Annotated in this window: 18 protein-coding genes, 1 riboswitch and 2 other annotated features; all 18 genes read right to left on the bottom strand. The window is 36.0% G+C overall.

Annotated elements, in window-relative coordinates:
* Nucleotides 1-83: 83 nt before the first annotated feature.
* Nucleotides 84-1,103, bottom strand: a complete 1,020-nt coding sequence (pheS, locus tag BBF96_RS09990) for a phenylalanine--tRNA ligase subunit alpha (protein ID WP_127017014.1) — start codon at nucleotides 1,101-1,103, stop codon at nucleotides 84-86.
* Between the two features lie 60 nt (nucleotides 1,104-1,163).
* Nucleotides 1,164-1,414: a binding site (T-box leader), on the bottom strand.
* A 28-nt stretch (nucleotides 1,415-1,442) separates the two neighbouring features.
* The gene (locus tag BBF96_RS09995) at nucleotides 1,443-1,544 is read right to left on the bottom strand and encodes a YqzL family protein (protein WP_127017015.1); all 102 of its coding nucleotides are present in this window, start codon (nucleotides 1,542-1,544) and stop codon (nucleotides 1,443-1,445) included.
* Between the two features lie 85 nt (nucleotides 1,545-1,629).
* Entirely contained in the window at nucleotides 1,630-2,433 is an 804-nt protein-coding gene (rlmB, locus tag BBF96_RS10000) for a 23S rRNA (guanosine(2251)-2'-O)-methyltransferase RlmB (protein ID WP_236777805.1), read from the bottom strand.
* A 15-nt stretch (nucleotides 2,434-2,448) separates the two neighbouring features.
* Nucleotides 2,449-3,096: a potassium channel family protein gene (locus BBF96_RS10005; RefSeq protein ID WP_127017017.1), complete on the bottom strand. Its 648-nt coding sequence runs from the start codon at nucleotides 3,094-3,096 to the stop codon at nucleotides 2,449-2,451.
* A 13-nt stretch (nucleotides 3,097-3,109) separates the two neighbouring features.
* On the bottom strand, nucleotides 3,110-4,441 hold the full coding sequence (locus tag BBF96_RS10010) for a TrkH family potassium uptake protein (RefSeq protein ID WP_127017018.1): 1,332 nt from the start codon (nucleotides 4,439-4,441) through the stop codon (nucleotides 3,110-3,112).
* A gap of 113 nt (nucleotides 4,442-4,554) precedes the next feature.
* A complete protein-coding gene (locus tag BBF96_RS10015; protein WP_127017019.1) occupies nucleotides 4,555-5,202 on the bottom strand; it encodes a potassium channel family protein in 648 nt (215 codons plus the stop codon).
* A gap of 18 nt (nucleotides 5,203-5,220) precedes the next feature.
* Nucleotides 5,221-6,618: a TrkH family potassium uptake protein gene (locus tag BBF96_RS10020; RefSeq protein WP_127017020.1), complete on the bottom strand. Its 1,398-nt coding sequence runs from the start codon at nucleotides 6,616-6,618 to the stop codon at nucleotides 5,221-5,223.
* 27 nt (nucleotides 6,619-6,645) lie between these two features.
* Nucleotides 6,646-6,788, bottom strand: a riboswitch (cyclic di-AMP (ydaO/yuaA leader).
* Nucleotides 6,789-7,125: 337 nt separating this feature from the next.
* Nucleotides 7,126-7,482: a 50S ribosomal protein L20 gene (gene rplT, locus BBF96_RS10025; RefSeq protein WP_127017021.1), complete on the bottom strand. Its 357-nt coding sequence runs from the start codon at nucleotides 7,480-7,482 to the stop codon at nucleotides 7,126-7,128.
* A 35-nt stretch (nucleotides 7,483-7,517) separates the two neighbouring features.
* Entirely contained in the window at nucleotides 7,518-7,715 is a 198-nt protein-coding gene (gene rpmI / locus BBF96_RS10030; RefSeq protein ID WP_127017022.1) for a 50S ribosomal protein L35, read from the bottom strand.
* A 25-nt stretch (nucleotides 7,716-7,740) separates the two neighbouring features.
* Nucleotides 7,741-8,265, bottom strand: a complete 525-nt coding sequence (infC, locus tag BBF96_RS10035) for a translation initiation factor IF-3 (RefSeq protein WP_127017023.1) — start codon at nucleotides 8,263-8,265, stop codon at nucleotides 7,741-7,743.
* Nucleotides 8,266-8,455: 190 nt separating this feature from the next.
* A complete protein-coding gene (locus tag BBF96_RS10040; protein ID WP_127017024.1) occupies nucleotides 8,456-9,469 on the bottom strand; it encodes a DUF4899 domain-containing protein in 1,014 nt (337 codons plus the stop codon).
* A 261-nt stretch (nucleotides 9,470-9,730) separates the two neighbouring features.
* A complete protein-coding gene (locus BBF96_RS10045) occupies nucleotides 9,731-11,488 on the bottom strand; it encodes an ABC transporter ATP-binding protein (RefSeq protein WP_127017025.1) in 1,758 nt (585 codons plus the stop codon).
* On the bottom strand, nucleotides 11,485-13,257 hold the full coding sequence (locus BBF96_RS10050; protein WP_127017026.1) for an ABC transporter ATP-binding protein: 1,773 nt from the start codon (nucleotides 13,255-13,257) through the stop codon (nucleotides 11,485-11,487). The genes BBF96_RS10045 and BBF96_RS10050 overlap by 4 nt, the downstream gene beginning before the upstream one ends.
* 478 nt (nucleotides 13,258-13,735) lie before the next feature.
* Nucleotides 13,736-15,646, bottom strand: coding sequence for a threonine--tRNA ligase (gene thrS, locus BBF96_RS10055; protein WP_127017027.1), 1,911 nt, complete (start codon nucleotides 15,644-15,646; stop codon nucleotides 13,736-13,738).
* Between the two features lie 68 nt (nucleotides 15,647-15,714).
* Nucleotides 15,715-15,970, bottom strand: a binding site (T-box leader).
* A gap of 84 nt (nucleotides 15,971-16,054) precedes the next feature.
* The gene (locus BBF96_RS10060) at nucleotides 16,055-16,651 is read right to left on the bottom strand and encodes a DUF445 domain-containing protein (RefSeq protein ID WP_127017028.1); all 597 of its coding nucleotides are present in this window, start codon (nucleotides 16,649-16,651) and stop codon (nucleotides 16,055-16,057) included.
* A 46-nt stretch (nucleotides 16,652-16,697) separates the two neighbouring features.
* Nucleotides 16,698-17,621 (bottom strand): putative sporulation protein YtxC, encoded by a 924-nt coding sequence (gene ytxC, locus BBF96_RS10065; RefSeq protein ID WP_164731003.1) that lies wholly within the window; start codon nucleotides 17,619-17,621, stop codon nucleotides 16,698-16,700.
* 299 nt (nucleotides 17,622-17,920) lie between these two features.
* Nucleotides 17,921-18,148, bottom strand: a complete 228-nt coding sequence (locus BBF96_RS10070; protein ID WP_127017030.1) for a DUF3006 domain-containing protein — start codon at nucleotides 18,146-18,148, stop codon at nucleotides 17,921-17,923.
* A 17-nt stretch (nucleotides 18,149-18,165) separates the two neighbouring features.
* Complete coding sequence (locus BBF96_RS10075) at nucleotides 18,166-19,248, bottom strand: MBL fold metallo-hydrolase (RefSeq protein ID WP_127017031.1); 1,083 nt, start codon at nucleotides 19,246-19,248, stop codon at nucleotides 18,166-18,168.
* Nucleotides 19,249-19,279 lie beyond the last annotated feature (31 nt).

Genomic DNA, 19,279 nt, shown 5'->3' on the forward strand with positions numbered 1-19,279 from the left:
AATCTCACTAAGATGGTTAAACGAAAAATTTCTATATCGTTCAAAATTAGCTTTTTGTAGCTTAATCATTCATATTTATTCTACTAAAACTGACTCAAAAATCTGAGATCATTTTCGTAGAATAAGCGAATATCGGTAATCCCATATTTTAACATAGCAATCCGTTCTAACCCCATGCCGAAAGCAAATCCACTATATTGCTCTGGATCAATACCGGACATCTCCAAAACCCGCGGATGAACCATACCACATCCCATAATCTCCAGCCACCCGGAGCCTTTACAAATCCGGCAGCCCTTTCCATCACAGAGAATACAGGAGACATCTACCTCAGCACTTGGCTCAGTAAATGGGAAATAACTGGGTCTAAACCTTGTCTTCCGGTCTTTACCAAAAATTTCTTTAACCATAACATTGATGGTTTCCTTTAAATGACCAAAGGTAATGCCTTTATCAACCACCAGACCTTCTAGTTGCTGGAAGTTGGGACTGTGAGTTGCATCCAATTCATCTACACGGTAAACCCGACCGGGAGCGATAATCCTGATGGGCAGTTCCCCTTTTTCCATTGTCCGCACCTGAACCGGGGAAGTATGGGTTCTTAAAAGGACCTCTTCTGTTATAAAGAAGGTATCCTGCATATCTCTCGCCGGATGCCAGCGGGGAATATTTAAAGCTTCAAAGTTATAATATTCTTTTTCAATCTCCGGGCCTTCAGCAATATCAAAGCCCATACCCAAAAAAACCCGTTTCAGCTCAGTTAAGATAGCAGTAAGGGGATGAACATGACCATAATTGATAGGTTGGCCCGGAAGAGTTACATCAATCTCTTCCTCCTGAATCTGTTTTAATTTTGCTTCCTCTTCAAGTTTTAACTTTCGCTCTTCAATCAATGATTCAATTTCATTTTTGATCTTATTGGCCAGGGCCCCAATTATAGGACGTTCTTCTGGTAAAAGCTGACCCATCCCCTTTAATACTCCTGTAATTTCACCCTTCTTCCCCAGAAATCTGACTCTAAGCTTATTTAAGAGTTCTAAATCATTTACTTCTTTGATAAGTCTAAATGCTTCTTCCCGAATACCCTGAAGCTTCTCTTTCATTTGCAACAACCTCCTTTAAAACTTTAGTAAAGTCTATAAACCAAAAAACCTCCCGTCCAGACTAGGGACGGGAGGTTAATCTTCCGCGGTACCACCCTAATTAGCCATAATACCCCTTTCTAAGCCTAAAGTAGGGTAATATGACTCACTCATATATCCGATAACGGGGACATCCGATCCAGCCTACTATCATTTCAGCCGACAGCTCCAGAGTGAACTTCATTCAGCTTAAGTTTAGAGATGCTCTCAGTCCGCTGACATCTCCTCCCTGTAAACCGCTGCTGAACTACTCTCTCTTTCCTCGCTTTTAACTTTATTGTTTTTACATTTTATATTATGCTACTGAATATTCAATGACATAAATTCTTTATAAGCCAAATACACTACAACAGAACCTGTCTTTTCAAATAACTTCCATAAAATCTTTGCGGTCAATTTCATTAGACCACATCCTTTCATATGGCTGGCTTTTCTTTATGCTAAATTATATCATACTATCTTTCGTTTGACAAGTTTATATTTAATTTCATCCAATTAAATTCTGCCGTACTCCTTCAAAAATTATAATCCCCGCAGCAATTGCTACATTTAGTGATTCAGCATCAGGCGCCATGGGGATTTTAACTAACTGATCTGCAGATTTTAAAACCTCTGGTTCTACGCCATTTCCTTCATTTCCCACCACAAGAAGAGTCGGTCGGCTAAAATCAACTTCAAAATGCCATGTTTTTCCTTCAAGAGCAGCAACTATAATCTGATATCCATGAGTCCGCAATTTTTTCCAGACAAAATTCAAATCTTCCACCTTACAGATAGGCATTTTGTAAATAGCTCCCATAGTGGCCCGCAAACTCTTGGGGTTATAAAGATCTACCGTACCTTTGGTTAAAATTACCCCTGACCAACCAGCACCCGCTGCTGTCCTGATAATCGTACCAAGATTACCGGGATCTTGAATACCGTTTAACATTAAAATATGGGGATAGAGTCTTTTTTTTGCAATCAAATCTTCCAATTCAAACTCAGGCTGTTTAAGAATAGCTAATATTCCCTGGGGAGTTTCAGTATCGGCTACTTCCTTAAATAATCTGTCATCTAACAAAATCTCGTCAACTCCGGCCTCCCGTAATTTAAATAATAATTCCATTCCACGGGAATTGGTTTCTAACATCGGTGAGTAAAAAACGCGGACAAATTCTGCACCATCCGCCAGAGCATCCTCAATAATCCGAACCCCTTCTATAAAAAACATCTTCTCACGCTCTCTATATTTCTTTTTCTTAAGAGAACGTAAAAATTTAACTTCAGAATTTTTAATGCTGGTAATCATCAATTAAATCCTCCCCTAAAGCCGTCTCAACCGTTCTACTGACTGGTTTTCACCTATTACCACTAAAATATCTCCTTCTCTTATCTCATCACTGGCAGATGGAGAAATATTGATCCGGTCTTTAGCTTTGACTGCAATTACATTTACTCCGAATCTGGTACGTAGCTGTAATTCCGCCAGAGTTTTACCTACCATCCCCTTTGTAGCTTTAATTTCTACAATACTGTAATTTGGTGCAAACTCTATAAAATCCAGAACATTAGAAGAGATCAAATTAAGGGCAAGCCGTTTCCCCATATCTCGCTCAGGAAAGATTACCCTATCTGCTCCCACTTTAGCTAAAACCTTTCCATGCAGGGGGTCAAGAGCCTTTGCCACTACATATCGAACTCCCATCTCTTTTAAGATCATTGTTGCCAGAATATTGGAATGAACATCTGCACCTATGGCTACAACAGCAACATCAAAGTTTCTCAATCCAAGAGCATTCATAGCATTCTCATCTGTCGCATCCGCCTGAACCGCATGGGTTACCACATTTGCCATCTCCTGAACCAATGATTCATCCTGGTCAATTGCCAATACATCAAATCCCCGTTCAGCCAGGGTACGGGCCACACTGGAACCAAACCGCCCCAGGCCAATAACAACAAATTGTTTCATTTAATAAACCTCCCTACCCAATCATCAATTTTTCTTCCGGGAACCGGATAAAAGTTTTTTGCCGCTGTTCACCAATAGCTATTGCCAGTGTCATGGGACCAACCCTACCAATAAACATAGTAACAATGATAAAAAGCTGACCAATAGAGGAAAGTTTTCCAGTAATTCCAGTAGATAAACCTACTGTTCCAAAAGCAGAAACAGTTTCAAAGAATATATCCAGAAAAGCAAATTTCTCTGTCACAGCCAAAACCATTGTTACAGTAAAGATAATTAAAATAGAAATCATCACAACTGAAAGAGCTTTAAAAATGGTCATATAAGATAATCTTCGCTGAAAAACCACCACATCATCCCGTTTCTTAATCAGTGCCCAGACTACTAAAAGAAGAGTTCCAACAGTGGTAGTTTTAACACCACCTCCTGTAGAACCGGAAGAAGCACCAATAAACATCAAGATGATAATAAAAAACTGGGACGCTTTTGTCATTTTTCCGATAGGAATTGTATTAAAACCGGCAGTTCGGGGAGTAACCCCTTGAAAATAAGCTGCAGCAATTTTTCCAGATAAATTGAGATCTCCTAATGTCTCAGGATTATTATATTCCAATCCAAAGATTACCAATGTTCCTAAAACAATTAGTAGCAAAGAGATAGTCAATACCACTTTAGTATGTAGAGAAAAATGCTTAAATCTACGGCAGCTATATATTTCAGCAATAACAGTAAAGCCAATTCCACCAATTATAAAAAGTCCTGTAATTACAAGAACAATATACCAATCTGTAGTAAATCCCTCAAGACTATTTCCAAATAAATCAAAACCGGCATTATTAAATGCTGAAACAGCATGAAAAATACTAAAAAAAACAGCCTGTCCAGGGGGCATTATCGGCAAAAATCTTAAAAAAAGTAAGATTGCTCCTAATGCTTCTAACCCTAATGTGAGAAAAACCACATAACGTACCAGACGGATGATACCCGTTAAATTTTCGGTATTTAACTCTTCCTGGATAATAAGTCGTTCTTTAAGGCTAATTTTTTTCCTCAAAACCAACATTACTAGTGTTGAGGTCGTCATAAAACCAAAACCACCAATTTGAATCAAAAGCATAATCACTATCTTACCAAAAAATGTCCAGTGACTGGCAGTATTGACTACAATTAATCCTGTCACCGCAGTTGCAGAAGTAGCAGTAAAAAGAGCATCCATTAGAGTAGTATCCGCTCCCTTTACAGTTGCAAAAGGTAAACTCAAAAGCAAGGTACCAATAGTTATAACAACCAGATAACCTATAACGAGAACCTGAGTTGGTGACAAAATAATTTTTTTTCTAATAACCATCACCTCCAGACTCTTCTTTCTAATATACCCAGGAGGGATGGTTTTTAGACACAGAACAACACCATATAAATAAAGGATACTCCCATTAAATAGGAATATCCTCTTTTACAAAATTAATATTTTCTAAGTCGCTCTAGATTCTCATTTTCACCAATGACTATTAAAATATCACCTTTTTTAATCTCATCTGTGGCTCTTGGGGTTACATTGATCTTATCCCCATTTTTTATAGCAATTACATTCACTCCAAATCTTGTTCTAAATTGAAGATCACTTAAGGTATGACCATAAAGTTTTGGTGAGGCTGTTACTTCTGCTATTGTATACTCCGGTGAAACTTCAATTAAATCCAGTACATTAGAGGAAATCAAACTATTGGCCACCCTGACACCCATATCTCTTTCTGGATAAACAACTTTATCTGCCCCTATTTTGGTCAATACCTTTCCATGTAACTCTGTCTGGGCTTTAACAACTACATATTTAACCCCCAGTTCTTTTACCAGTAGGGTTGTAAGAATATTGGAGTGAATATCAGTCCCGATGCTAATAATGGCAATATCAAAATTACGTATACCAAGAGATTTCATTGCTTCTTCATCAGTAGCATCTGCCTGAACAGCATGAGTTACTTCATCTGCTAAAGCCTGAACCCTTTCTTCATCAATATCAATTGCTAATACATCAAAACCTTTTTGGCAAAGGGTTCTAGCCACACTAGAACCGAATCTTCCCAACCCAATTACAACAAATTGTTTCATATTAAAAAAACCTCCTCATTAACCAACCATAATTTTTTCTTTAGGATAATGGAACTGAGGTTTTTTCTTACTTTCACTCATAGCCACTGCCAGGGTTAATGGTCCAACCCTACCGGTAAACATGGTAATTATTATTAGCATCCGTCCAATCTTACTCAAAGTGGGAGTAATCCCGGTAGATAGTCCTACAGTCCCAAAAGCAGAAACCGTCTCAAAAAGTATTTCCACTAATGAACTTTCTTCTGTAACGCTCAAAATCAGAGTTACCACTAACACTAATAAAAGTGATAACATCAGGATAGTAAGAGACTTAAAAATAATACCTTCATCCAATCTCCGTTTAAAGATTTCCACATCTTTTTTACCTCTAACCGTCGTCCAGAGAGTAAAAACGATAGTACCTATTGTAGTAGTCTTAATTCCTCCACCTGTTGAACCGGGAGAAGCCCCAATAAACATTAAAATCATAATAAAAAAGAGAGTAGACTCACGTAAAGCCCCAGTGGGAACAGTATTAAATCCTGCTGTCCGCGGAGTTACAGATAAAAAGAATGAGGCCATAATTTTTTCGCCCAAACTGAGGTTAGCCATCGTATTACTATTTGAATATTCCAAAGCAAAGATTACAATAAAACCAACTAAAAGTAAAATCACAGTGGTCACTATTACCATCTTGGCATGTAATGAGTGTAATTTCCGTTTATCAAACAGTTCTACCAATACAGTAAATCCTAATCCTCCCAGTACGATGAGAATAATTGCTGTCAAAATAATCAAAGGATCCCCCACAAAACTTTCCAGACTGTTTCCAAAAAGATCAAAACCAGCATTGTTAAAAGCAGACACCGAGTGAAAGATGGAGTAAAAAATAGCTTTTTTTAAGGGATATTTCCGGGCCAACCGAATAAAAAATAATAAGGCCCCTAATCCTTCAATGGTAAAAGTAAATGCCAGAATATACTGGATTAATCGCAAAAGTCCAGAAATCCCCAGTTGATTTAAATCTTCTTGAATAATTAATCTCTGCCGTAAAGTAATCTTCCGTCCCATAATCAGAGCAAAGGCAGTGGACATGGTCATAATCCCAAGACCACCTATTTGAATCAAGAGCATGATAACCAATTGACCGAAGACTGTAAAAGTAGTTCCTGTAGTGACAACAACCAATCCCGTTACACAGGTAGCTGATGTAGCAGTAAAAAGGGCATCAATCAGGTCCAAACCCTGTCCATCCACAGTTGCAAAGGGAAGCATTAAAAGTACTGTTCCAAAGAAAATTACAATCAGATAACCAGCCGAAAGAATCTGAGCTGGAGATAGACCACCAAGATCAATCTTTGGTAATTGTATTTGCGGTTTAATAGTAATCCCCCCTTTTAAAAAGGCAAAGAAAAAAGAACTACAGAGGTTACCCATAGTTCCATAGTAAAGCTATTTTGAACTGTAACCTCTTGTTTTACGCTTACGGGGTTAGCTGTCGGGTTAGGGCCCAAGAGCAGCCCCTCCTTAAATATCAAATTTAAGGATTCACCCCAAAAAAAGTGGGTCCCCCGCTTCCAATACCTGGAATTCAGCGTACCTTTGTTTACTATGTTGACTATTATACACTATTTCCTGCGGCTTGTAAAGGACAAATAAAACAAATGATCCTGATTAAAAACAATCAGGATCATTTGTTTAAAAATTAATATTAAAGATTAAACTGCAAAAAGCTAATTTTGAGTTGTTTAACCATCTTAATGAGATTGAAAAGAATGGCCCCATACGAGGATATAATGAACTAATCAAGGACCAGGAGGGTCCATTAATTAGTGTGCCTTATTTCGTTAGATGGTTCGAAAAATTTCTTTTAAAGCGAAAAATTAGCTTTTTGTAGTAAAATCATTAAAAAATAAGCCATCAAGATTGATGGCCTTAGTTTCATTATGAAAGATGAGCTTTAGCCATTTCACACAGTTTGCCAAAAGCTTCTGGATCTTTGATAGCCATTTCAGATAACATTTTCCGATTAACCTCAACATTAGCCCGCTTTAAACCATTGATAAAACGGCTGTAGGAAAGACCATGCATCCGGGCTGCCGCATTAATCCGGGTAATCCAAAGCTTTCTAAAATCTCTCTTACGAACACGGCGGTCACGGTAAGCATAAGCTAAAGATTTCATAACAGCCTGATTGGCTGGGCGGAATAACTTACTCTTTGCTCCAAAATATCCTTTAGCTAACTTTAAGATCTTCTTTCTTCTACGTCTAGTTTTAAAACCACCTTTTGCACGTGGCATAACAAACCCTCCTTAAATAATTGCTTAATTTAAACTTAAGAATATGGCAACAATTTTGCAACAGTTCTCTTATCTGCATCAGAAATAAATCCACCTTGACGCAGACTTCTTCTACGCTTAGCAGATTTTTTAGTTAATTTATGACTTTTAAAAGCTCTGCCTCGCATAATTTTTCCAGTCCCTGTTATTTTAGTTCTTTTTTTGGCACCTTTATGAGTCTTCATCTTAGGCATCACATGTTTCCCCCTCTCACTAGCATTACTTTTCTGCTTTAGGACCCAAAATCAAAATCATATTACGGCCTTCCATCTTAGGTTGATTTTCTACCTTACCCACATCTTCTAATTCTTTGACAAAACGATCCAAAAGTTCTATGGCCAGGTCTTTATGCGTGATCTCGCGACCGCGGAACTTTACACGAACTTTAACTTTGTCTCTGTTTTCAAGAAACTTTCGAGCTCTTTTTATCTTGACAAACAAATCATGGTCTTCAATTTTTAAACTCAATTGAATCTCTTTAACGTTAATAATGTTCTGGTTTTTCTTTGCTTCTTTTGCTTTTTTCGCTTGTTCGTATTTATACTTACCATAGTCCATAATCCGGCAGACCGGTGGCTTAGCCTGTGGAGCTACCTCTACCAGATCAAGCCCCTTCTCATAAGCCAGATCCTGAGCCTTTGAAAGTGGCATAATACCGATCTGGTTACCATCAGGACTAATAACTCTTACCTCCCTGGCACAAATTTGCTCATTAACTCTTAAATCCTTGCTAATAGTCTTCACCTCCTGAAAAATTAAAAAGCAGATGGCACAATTCGGCCATCCGCTATAAATAAAAAATAAAATAATTAATAGTGCTTTCTTTAATAAACCAGCCAACAGTCCCAAAAATGGCGTCGGTCTGGTGAGAAGCGGATGGCTTCTACTTGATTTTCCTCATTAAGTATAACACAACCCTATAACCGAGTCAATACTATCTTGTAAAAATGAAGAAAATTAATAGCATTAAAATCATCCCCAATAAAAGATATAAAATTGGACTTAAGCTACTTGATTGAAGATCTTCATCTTTCTCTCCAGATTTAAACTCTTTTTGTATCTCAGTGTAAGTAGCCAGACGTACAGACGGTTCAATGATAAAACGTCCATTAATTTTGGGTCCAAACTCAACCTCTACCTGATAGCGGTCTGTTTTTTCATTGTAATAACAACCCTTTATGCTTCCCACAGCAATTCCAAATTCATTAGAAATAACTTTTCCTAAATATTTACCCAGTTCACGTTCATCTACTATTTTTAAAGGAATTGGTTCATTAAGAGCAAATTTATCAATGGTCTTACCTTTTATTGGTGAAATTATTGGCTGTGCATCTAAATAGATCGTCAGATTAGAACTTAAAGAGTCTTTTTCAGTTTTACTAACTAATTCTTCATCAACTAACCCCTTTTTTTCACATTGAATTTTGGTCCAAAGAAAAGTTTCCAGCTCAACTTCTACCTTTTCAGAACTTCCCCATATTTTACCAATAATATTTCTAAAGAGGTTTTTTAATTCAATATCTTTATTTTCTTTGATAAATTGATAAATTTGATTTACCTGAGCAGGGCCAATCTGATCATAAAACCCAGCTAAAAAAGTATGCACCTGAGTATTCTCTGTTTGTTCAAAGAGCTGATCAATTACCTTTTTGAATACTTCCGGACTAGCAGAGATCGGACTTTCAACCTCATCTTTGTTATAACTCATAGCCAATCCAAAATCTAAAAGTGAACCTTCCCGTCCCTCACCCAGCAATCGAAAGATTCCGTAAACTTTAGTATTACGACCAAGGGTAAACTTTCCATGAATAATCACTATAGATTTTTCCACATATGGAACCAATTCTAAAGCTCGCTCTACATTACCATCTGCCAACTCCAAAGCAAGTTTTGCTTCTTCCATCGATATATCAGCAGTTTCGGTAATAATCTTTAATTTCGCTTCCATAGCATGTCACCCGTTTTCATCAAACTATAATAGTTGATTATAAAGATTGAGGTTTTACCCCCTTTTTATAAAAAATTCTTCATAGTCCTTCTAATTCCTCTTTTTAAAAAGCATTCTCTATTAAATTTTTCCATTGGTACTGTCCAGACTAACCAGATTATCTTTTCCTTTTACTATTTTAATTTTCTACCTATTTTCAAAAATTCCTGCAAGATTATTTTTGCCTATTATATCAGGAACGCTTTATCCCTAATCTAAAATCTAAGAAACTTTTACATCCCGTAAAACTTTATATTGCTGCTTATAAAGGGTACGGTATATCCCCTGTTCGATAGCCATTAATTCTTCATGGGTACCCCGTTCTTTCACATAACCCCCATCAATCACCAGAATCTCATCTACATTTTTAATGGTAGATAGTCTATGAGCAATAATTAGAGTAGTACGGCCCTCAGCCAACCGATCTAAAGCCTCCTGAACAAGATATTCGGACTCAGCATCTAAAGCTGAGGTCGCTTCATCTAATAACAAAATAGGTGCATCTTTAAGAACAGCTCTTGCAATAGCTATGCGCTGTCTCTGACCTCCGGAAAGTTGAGCTCCTCTTTCACCTACTAGTGTATGATAGCCATTTTCAAAAGACGTGATAAAATCATGAGCATTGGCAATTTTTGCTGCTCTAATAATCTCCTCTTCTGTTGCATCCACCTTACCATATCTGATATTTTCCATAATGGTTCCGTTAAAGAGATAAGCATTTTGCGGTACATAAGCTATCTTTTTTCTAATTTCTGATAATTCAGTGCTAGCTAAAGATAATCCATCAACAATAATCGTCCCTTTATCCGGAGGGTAAAAACCCATAAGAAGTTTAAAAATTGTACTCTTTCCTTCACCACTGGCCCCTACCAAAGCAACCTTTTTACCTTTTTTAACTTCAAAAGAAAGATTTTTAAGCACCCACTGATTAGGCAAATATCCAAAGTCAACATTTTCGAATATAATAGCTTTATCTAAATTTGGTATAATTTTAACTTCAAGATGTTGATATTTTTTAGGTTCTTCCGATTCATCCATTACTTCAAAAATCCTTTCTGCTCCCGCTAGAGCAATCTGAATCTCAGCAATAAGATTGCTTAATCGATTAAAAAAATTTAAAATTGGATTTTTCAATTGCCAGATAGCTATTATAGTCCCGATAGAAACTTTCCCTTTAAAAACAAAATAAGACCCTACTCCCACAACTCCAATAGTATCCAACATTTTTCCAAGAACATTTAACGAATCCAGAATAGCAGTAGTCTTGACTTTTTTTAATGAATCATGGTAAACCTGTCGATTAATATTGGCAAATTTACTAGCCATATTTTTATACAGATTAAAAACCTTAATAACAGTAATTCCGGCCAATAAATCTGAAAGTATGCCGGTAAGGTCACCTAAACGCTCTTGAATTTTTTTACTTATAACCCTTAAAGGCTTAGCCAGGATTGCATTAAAGATGATGGCAATAACACCTGTAACCAGGGCAATAACTGCCAACCAGAAATCCAAAAAGAACATAAAGACTGTTACAGCAACCGCACAAATGCTAAGATAAACTAGATAAAATATAGTATTGGAAAGTGCCCTTTCAACTACTTTAATATCATTGGTCATTCTGGAAATTAGATTTCCGCTATGTCTATTTTTAAAATATTTAATGGGTAAATTTTCTATTTTTAAAAATATATCTTTTCGTAAATCCCCAATAATATGTACCACCATTCTCCTCATAAGATACATAAGGGAAGATTGAATAAAACTTAACAGGGCTATAATTCCTAAGCTCTTTAAAACACATACTATCAATTTTTCAATACTTCCTATTACAACAGTATCAAATACGTTCTTCAAAACCAAAGCCAGAAACACCTGTCGATAGGTACCCACAATAATAAATCCAAAAAAACCTAAAATATATAATATCCCAGAACGTTTTTTGAGCAACTTAAGCAATCTAAAAAAAGTATTAATCACATAACCACCTCCTTTTCTTCTAGCTCCAGTCCCCGAATAATTTGATGCAAATATAGAGTTTTGTATATTCCATTTTTTTCTAATAACTCCGAATGACTACCTGTTTCTACAATTCGACCCCTATGCAAAACCAGGATTCGGTCCGATTTCTGAATTGTAGAGAGACGATGACTAATTATAAAAGAGGTAATTCCAGCATTCATAATATTATTTAAAGCCTCTCGAACTTTATACTCAGACTGACTATCTAAAAATGACGTGGCCTCATCAAGTAGAAGTAAGGGAGCTCTTTTGAGGAGGGCCCGAGCAATGGAAATCCTCTGTTTCTGGCCTCCTGAAAGCTTATCACCAAACTCACCCACATCTGTCATGTATCCGTCTTTTAATTCAGTTATAAAATCATGAGCATTGGCAGCTTTAGCAGCAGCAACAATTGCCTCATAATCTGCCTTTTCATTGCCAAAGGAGATATTATCCTCGATAGTTCCCGGAAATAGATATGTTTCTTGAGAAACCAGACTTATATTTTCCCGTAATGCCTTTAAATTCCAATCCTTAATCGAATGACCAAACAACTCAATTTCTCCAATAAAATCTTCATAAAAGCCCAGAATCAGTTTAAAAATTGTACTCTTTCCACTACCACTAAAACCTACCAAAGCAACCTTTTCTCCAGGCCAGATCTCAAAACTTACCCCATCAAGAACCTTTTTACCATCTGGATAAGAAAATTTTACATCTTTAAAAACTATAACAGGCTTCTCTTTTTGAATAGTATAAATCTTTCCTACTTCTCTTTCTTTTTCAATATCCAAAATCTCAAACACCCTTCCTGCTGCAGCCATTTGGCCTTTTAACTCTCCCAATAAAGTAGGTAATTGACTGATAGGAAATGTAAGAGGGTTTAACAGAGTGATAAATGCAATTAGACCTCCAGCGGTCATCTGGCCTTTGATAACCCAATATCCACCAAAACCAAAGCAGATAAGAAAAGGTGAAAAGTTTGTAAATAAAGAGATTGCCAAAAGTATCGCTCTCCATTTAACCACCTTAATTCCAGAACGAATAGATAAATCCACCGCTTGATTATACTTCTTAATTAAAACTTGCTTAAGCCCATATGCACGAACAATCTCCATTCCATTAATTGCATCCTGCGCTTCTTTATTCACTAAAGCCAGTTTTTCCTGTAACTCTTTCGTATATCTGGCAATAGGATTACTAAGTTTAGAAGAAGTTTTAAAAATAATCGGTACTCCAAAACTGGTAATCAATGTTAATTTCCAGTTCAAAGTTAATAAAAAAGCAAATGCTCCTAATGCTATCAGCGGTTGATATATAATTGATATCATTGTTTGGGTACTAAATTCCCGAATCTGGTTTAAATCATTTGTCATCCGCGAAATCAAATCCCCAGAATGCCGCTTTTCCAGCTCTCCTATAGGTAAATGAATTAAATATTCTACAAGAATATTACGTAAACGTGCAATTCCACTTTCTGCATAATCTCCAGCCAGTCGGGTTCTAAAAAATCTACCCACCATCTGTAAAATTGTGATTCCAATTAATAGTAAAATTAGACCACGATAGGTAATATAATCCAGATGAAGTACCGAATCCAATAATTTCTTTAAAGAATAGGAGATAATTATTTCCATTCCTGCTAGTATAGCTGTAAGCACTATTATTAGAACCAATTTATATGAAGAGCCAAATATTCTGATTAAACGCCAAAATGTTATAAAAGTACTGAATTTTTTTCTTTCCATACTCACCAGCTCCAATCAAAATCCCCTTACTCTCCTTTTTCCAATGACTTTAATATATTTCAATTATTTTTTACTTTCTCCTTCCTTATATTTTAAACTTTTTTAAATTCTAAATACTATAAATTAATCTAAGATACACACGAAATTTTACCATATTTAATGAAGAATAAAGAAAAAATTTTCTCTCTTTTCCAAAAAAATTTTCTGCCATCAAATAAAAAAATCCCGCCCAACTATAAGGCAGGAATTAAAATATTTATAACTGCAAAAAGCTAATTTTTCGCTTCAAAAGAAATTTTTCGAACCATCTAAAGTTCGATTTCAGTCGAAATAATACACACTAATCAATAAGTCATCCTGACCCTTGATTAGTTCATCACATCCTGTGATGAGGCCTTATTTCGACGAAATCTCACTAAGATGGTTAAACGAAAAATTTCTATTTCGCTCAAAATTAGCTTTTTGCAGTTTAATCATCTTATTTTTTCTCTTTAATTTCATTTAAAATTTGTTCAATAAATTCTTCTACCTTAAAGGAACCTAAATCTCCTTTACGACGTTCACGTACGGACACAGTACCATCTTCAATCTCCCGATCACCAACAATCAGCATATAAGGAACCTGATTTAACTGAGCAGAACGAATTTTATAACCTACTTTCTCAGAACGGCTATCAACTTCAACACGAATACCCGCTTCAGATAATTTCTTCTCTACCTGATAAGCATATTCCAAATGGTTATCCATTACAGGAATTACTTCCACCTGAATTGGTGCTAACCATACGGGGAAGGCACCAGCATAATGTTCAATTAAAACTCCAAGGAATCGTTCAAGACTACCATATACAACCCGATGTATCATAACAGGACGGTGTTCTTCTCCATCAGGACCTACATAAGTCAAATCAAACCGTTCTGGCATGAGGAAATCCAACTGAATTGTACCGCACTGCCAGGTACGGCCTAAACAATCTTCCAGGTGGAAGTCAATCTTTGGTCCATAGAAAGCCCCGTCTCCTTCATTAATCTTGTAGTCCAGATTCAACGCTTCAAGAGCTCCTTTTAAAGCAGAAATAGCCTTTTCCCAGATTTCATCAGAACCCATAGCCTTTTCAGGTTTGGTACTTAATTCTACATGGTATTTAAATCCAAAAACACTGTAAATCCTATCAATCAAATTGATAACATTAATAAGCTCGTCTTTAATCTGGTCTGGAGTCATAAAAATATGAGCATCATCCTGAGTAAAAGCCCTTACCCGCATTAGACCGTGAAGAGTACCGGACAACTCATGGCGGTGAACTAGACCCAATTCAGCAGTCCGGATTGGAAATTCCCTATAACTATGCTTTTTAAACTTATAAACCAACACACCTCCCGGACAGTTCATCGGTTTTACAGCATAACCCTGATCATCAATTTCAGTAAAATACATATTTTCTTTATAGTGCTCATAATGGCCTGATTGCTTCCAGAGTTCTTCATTCATAATTAAAGGAGTCCGGATTTCTTGATAACCTGCCTTCTGATGTTCTTCTCTCCAGAAATTGATAAGTTCATTTATAATCACCATACCCTTTGGAAGAATAAATGGAAATCCAGGTGCATACTCGCTTAAACTAAATAATTCCAATTCTCGACCAATCTTACGGTGATCCCGTTTCTTTGCCTCTTCCAGCCGATGTAGGTATTGCTCCAGTTCTTTTACTTTTGGAAAAGCAGTTCCATAAATCCGCTGAAGCATTGGATTTTTCTCATCACCACGCCAGTAAGCACCGGCTACACTCATCAACTTAAAAGCTTTTAAATAACCTGTAGAAGGCAAATGGGGACCGCGGCAGAGATCAACAAATTCACCCTGTTCATAAAAACTAACAGTCTCATCCTTCAATTCTTCCACCAGTTCAACTTTATAATCTTCTCCCATCTCTTTTAATTTAGCCAATGCTTCATTCCGGGGCAGTTCAAAACGCTTAAACTTAAGATCCTCTTTGATAATCTTTTTCATCTCTGCTTCAATCTTTTCCAGATCCTCGGGACTAATCCGCTCCTCTAAATCGAAATCATAATAAAATCCATCTTCAATAGCAGGACCAATAGCCAATTTAACATCTTTACCATAAACTCGCTTAACTGCCTGTGCCATAATATGTGCTGCACTATGACGATAAATTTCCAAACCTTCTTCTGAATCCAGGGTAATAATCTCTAAATTCACATCACTTTCGATAGGAAAATCAAGATCAACCAATTGGCCATTAACTTTACCAGCTACAGCAGCCTTTCCCAACCGGGGCCCGATATCAAAGGCTACATCTTTAACGGTTATACCGGACTTAAACCTCCGTTCTGAACCATCTGGTAAAATTACTTTAACCTCTTTCATCCCCCAATACCTCCCTTATTAAATTTTTTGATTAAAGAGATAAAATAAAAAACCTTTCACCTCTAAAATTTAGAGACGAAAGGTTACTTTCGCGGTTCCACTCTAATTAGCCCCAAACCTCTCCATCAGAAGTTTGTGACTCCCTCATTAAAGTTAACGGCCATTTCTGACCGGATCTGCTTACTGAGTGCTTAAAAAAGCACTGTTCGGCAGTCAGCTCCCAGGTGGTCTTCAGGATTACATTCTAAAGGAGGCTTCCAGCCGCTGACCTCCATTCTCTGGTTTAGAATTTATAATCCCTACTCTCCTGTTCATAGCCTTTGAGATATTTAGTTTTTATTAAATTTTAATAAATATTTCCCCTTCTGTCAAGGGGAAATTTAGTTTTCTCCTTAAAAATTTTGCCAACTAAAAGTAAATTAATATTAGAGCCTGTACAATTCCAATTAAAAATCCTAACACTCCCCCCAGAATTTCTATATGTTTTAACTCTTTGGAGACAATCTTTAAAACCAGATCTTCCAACCTCTCAATTTCAAATCTTTTTATTCGTTCTTCAACAATCTGCCCCAAATTGCTTTCCTTAACAACCTGTTCCTGGATATTCAAAAGAAAAGTATTCAGATACCTGTCTAACTCTTTTTTTATCAAATCAAAGATAAAACCTATAACTCCCTGTTTTAACCCCATTGGTAAAAATCTTAATTTTTCTACTAACCTTTTCTCCGTTATCTCCATTAATGTCTTTTCTATCTTTTCCTGAAGCTGCATCTTTTCTATTCGTTGCAATAATTCTTCTGTCGGTAGTAATTCATTTTCTATTACTGCCCCTATACTCCTGGCCAATTCCAACTTTCGTTTCGGTAAAAGTCCTTGAATTTTGATCTTAAGCAAAGGGATATGGTAAGGATTATAGGGTTTAAAGATTAACTTGATTGCAATCCAGTTAGTTAGCCATCCAATTAATGATCCTATAATTGGAAGAAACGCCAGCCTATAATCCATCCCTATCTACTCCCTCAGCTGTAATAACTTTCTGATTCATATTAATTTATTTCTTGATTTTTGCATCCTCTTTTCTTTTTTCACAAAATCTACATCCTTTACATACCGATACTCTGGATTCAAAAATACCCCTCAATGTCTCTATCACTGGATGATCTTCTCGAAAGTGAGCAATAATTCTGGCAGGTGCAATGGTAATCAATGCACTGATCAAAAGATCTTCATAATCAATATCACTTTCTATCATTTGTAAAATTATACCCTCCAAATATTCATTGTCTATGATATGGCCATTTTCATCCAGAATCTGAAATATTCCCTGATCTGTAAGAATAATATTTACTTCATCTACTTTGGGACCCTGTATCTCTACAAAGTATTTAAGCAAGCGAATAAATTCCTTATATTCTTTTTCCATTAAAAAATCTTCCACTGCCTGTTCTACTGCTAACTCTAATTCCTGAAAATAATCTTTCAATCGAAAACGAATAAATCCTTCGATAATTAACTCATTATTATTTTGAAGATAATTTAAAATCCGGTTCAAAACCCTGTCTTTCCGTTCAATCTGTGGTAAATAGTGAATCCCTCCATTAGGAGAGTAATTATTCAGACAAATCATTGCCTTTTCAAGCAGAATCTCCCGTTCTGCTATATCAAAATGTTCAAAATTATTTTCAATAATTTTAGCCACAAAGAATCGTTCCAGGTTACCGATAATAATATCTGCCAGGGCATTAGCTATATAATGAATGACAACTTCTCTGGTACTTTGTTGAATCCAGGGAGAATTAATTTGAAAAATAGCATCTCCTTCGGGTATATCACAATCAAAAAAGGTAATATTACCTTTTATATCTTCATTAATTCTAACTTTAATTCCTTCTTCTTCTAAAAAACGTAGTTCAAAATTAAGACGTTCACGGAGCTCATTGGTACAATTCTGTGTACCGATGTGTATTGATCCCACATCTTTCACTCCTTTCTCTAGATATTTTATAATATTATATGTTAAGTCGGTCTGATGTATACAATGCCAACTCTACTATAACAATTAATATCTTAACCTGCTATTAAACTAATTTAGCCTATTTATAAGACAAAATGTCCTTCGGGCATTGCACAAAGCTAATTTTTCGCTTCACAGCAAAATTAGCTTTGTGCAGTTTAATCATATTGTTATCCATAACTTGCAAAAAGTATAATTCCCTAGACATTAAAAAAGCTGATGGATAAAGTTTTAACTCTGTCCATCAGCTAATAAGACTATTATTTACTTTCCAGATATTTACCCTCTTTTAATTCTTTAAGTAAGTTTTTTACATTGTTACGAACTTGAGCTTCTTTCTCTAAGTTCTCCTCAATTATCAGATCAACCCATCCTCCAGCTTTTACACCTCTAGGTAAAAACTTACGCGGCAGCTCAATCTTCAGATCATCCACCATTAAAATTGCCCAATCCTCTTCAAAATGATCTACACTAGCAGTAATTTTCATCTATACTCACCATCCTTTTAATTAGAAAATTTAATATAAGGCAAAATTTGTTCCAGCAGTTCCGGAGTAATGGAATCTAATTTAAGTAATTCATTTTTGTTGAGAAATATCCCAAAGTTTTCACGATAATCTACAATCTCCCTGGCCAGCTCATAACTCATTCCAGGAATATCCAAAAGATCTCCTAACGGTGCCTTATTAATATTTACCCGTATATCCTGTTCAGCCTCTAATTGCTTTTCTGTTTCCACCTTATAAGTCTCACCATCAGTAGTTACTACTATCGTACCATGGAGGTCATTTCTATAAATTTTAATATCTTTCCAATTGAGTCTTTCCAGGACTTCATCTGTCGGATGTCCATAATTATTATTAGCACCAACCTGTATTACTGCCACCTCTGGACTCACACAAGTTAAAAACATATCACCAGTAGAACTCTTACTTCCGTGATGTCCTACCTTTAAAATAGTGCTTTGTAAATCTACCTTATTCCATATCATACGGTCTTCAGTATCAAAACCTGCATCACCTGTTAACAAAAAACTTACATTCCCAAAAACAGCCTTTATTACTATAGAAACGTCATTGACATCATCGCCATAATCCAATTGATCTTCATATGGAGCAAGTACTTTCAATTTAAGAAAAGGATCCTCTTTCATCTCAATTATATCACCGGCCAAAACAGTGGTAAAAAGAATTTTTTTATTTTTAATTGTGGTCAGATAACTTTCATAAATTCCTGATGGATATACAACACCTGGATCAATAACCCTTTTCACTTTAATTCCATTTAATACATCAATTAATCCACCAATATGATCAGCATGGGGATGCGTACCAATTACTAAATCCAGTTCTTTTATACCTAACCGACGAATATAAATCAAAATTTTTCTTCCATTATCTGGATATCCCCCATCAATCAATATATCTACCCCATTAGAACTATGTAACAAGATACAATCACCCTGACCAACATCGATAAAATGTACCTCTAGTGTAGGTTTATCCTCCGCCAAAACAGGAAAAACCAGTTGAGCCACTAATATAATAGTGACAATAAGTAACATAATACGTTTAGACCATTTAAACATTATTATTTACCTCCTTAAAAGTATATAAGCA

Source organism: Anoxybacter fermentans (assembly GCF_003991135.1).
GTDB classification, from domain to species: Bacteria; Bacillota; Halanaerobiia; order DY22613; family DY22613; genus Anoxybacter; species Anoxybacter fermentans.

Coding starts and splice junctions, on each gene's coding strand:
- pheS (WP_127017014.1), bottom strand. CDS start 1,103: ATGAAAGAGAAGCTTCAGGGTATTCGGGAAGAAGCATTTAGACTTATC.
- BBF96_RS09995 (WP_127017015.1), bottom strand. CDS start 1,544: ATGAAATTGACCGCAAAGATTTTATGGAAGTTATTTGAAAAGACAGGT.
- rlmB (WP_236777805.1), bottom strand. CDS start 2,433: ATGATTACCAGCATTAAAAATTCTGAAGTTAAATTTTTACGTTCTCTT.
- BBF96_RS10005 (WP_127017017.1), bottom strand. CDS start 3,096: ATGAAACAATTTGTTGTTATTGGCCTGGGGCGGTTTGGTTCCAGTGTG.
- BBF96_RS10010 (WP_127017018.1), bottom strand. CDS start 4,441: ATGGTTATTAGAAAAAAAATTATTTTGTCACCAACTCAGGTTCTCGTT.
- BBF96_RS10015 (WP_127017019.1), bottom strand. CDS start 5,202: ATGAAACAATTTGTTGTAATTGGGTTGGGAAGATTCGGTTCTAGTGTG.
- BBF96_RS10020 (WP_127017020.1), bottom strand. CDS start 6,618: ATGGGTAACCTCTGTAGTTCTTTTTTCTTTGCCTTTTTAAAAGGGGGG.
- rplT (WP_127017021.1), bottom strand. CDS start 7,482: ATGCCACGTGCAAAAGGTGGTTTTAAAACTAGACGTAGAAGAAAGAAG.
- rpmI (WP_127017022.1), bottom strand. CDS start 7,715: ATGCCTAAGATGAAGACTCATAAAGGTGCCAAAAAAAGAACTAAAATA.
- BBF96_RS10040 (WP_127017024.1), bottom strand. CDS start 9,469: ATGGAAGCGAAATTAAAGATTATTACCGAAACTGCTGATATATCGATG.
- BBF96_RS10050 (WP_127017026.1), bottom strand. CDS start 13,257: ATGGAAAGAAAAAAATTCAGTACTTTTATAACATTTTGGCGTTTAATC.
- thrS (WP_127017027.1), bottom strand. CDS start 15,646: ATGAAAGAGGTTAAAGTAATTTTACCAGATGGTTCAGAACGGAGGTTT.
- BBF96_RS10060 (WP_127017028.1), bottom strand. CDS start 16,651: ATGGATTATAGGCTGGCGTTTCTTCCAATTATAGGATCATTAATTGGA.
- BBF96_RS10070 (WP_127017030.1), bottom strand. CDS start 18,148: ATGAAAATTACTGCTAGTGTAGATCATTTTGAAGAGGATTGGGCAATT.
- BBF96_RS10075 (WP_127017031.1), bottom strand. CDS start 19,248: ATGTTTAAATGGTCTAAACGTATTATGTTACTTATTGTCACTATTATA.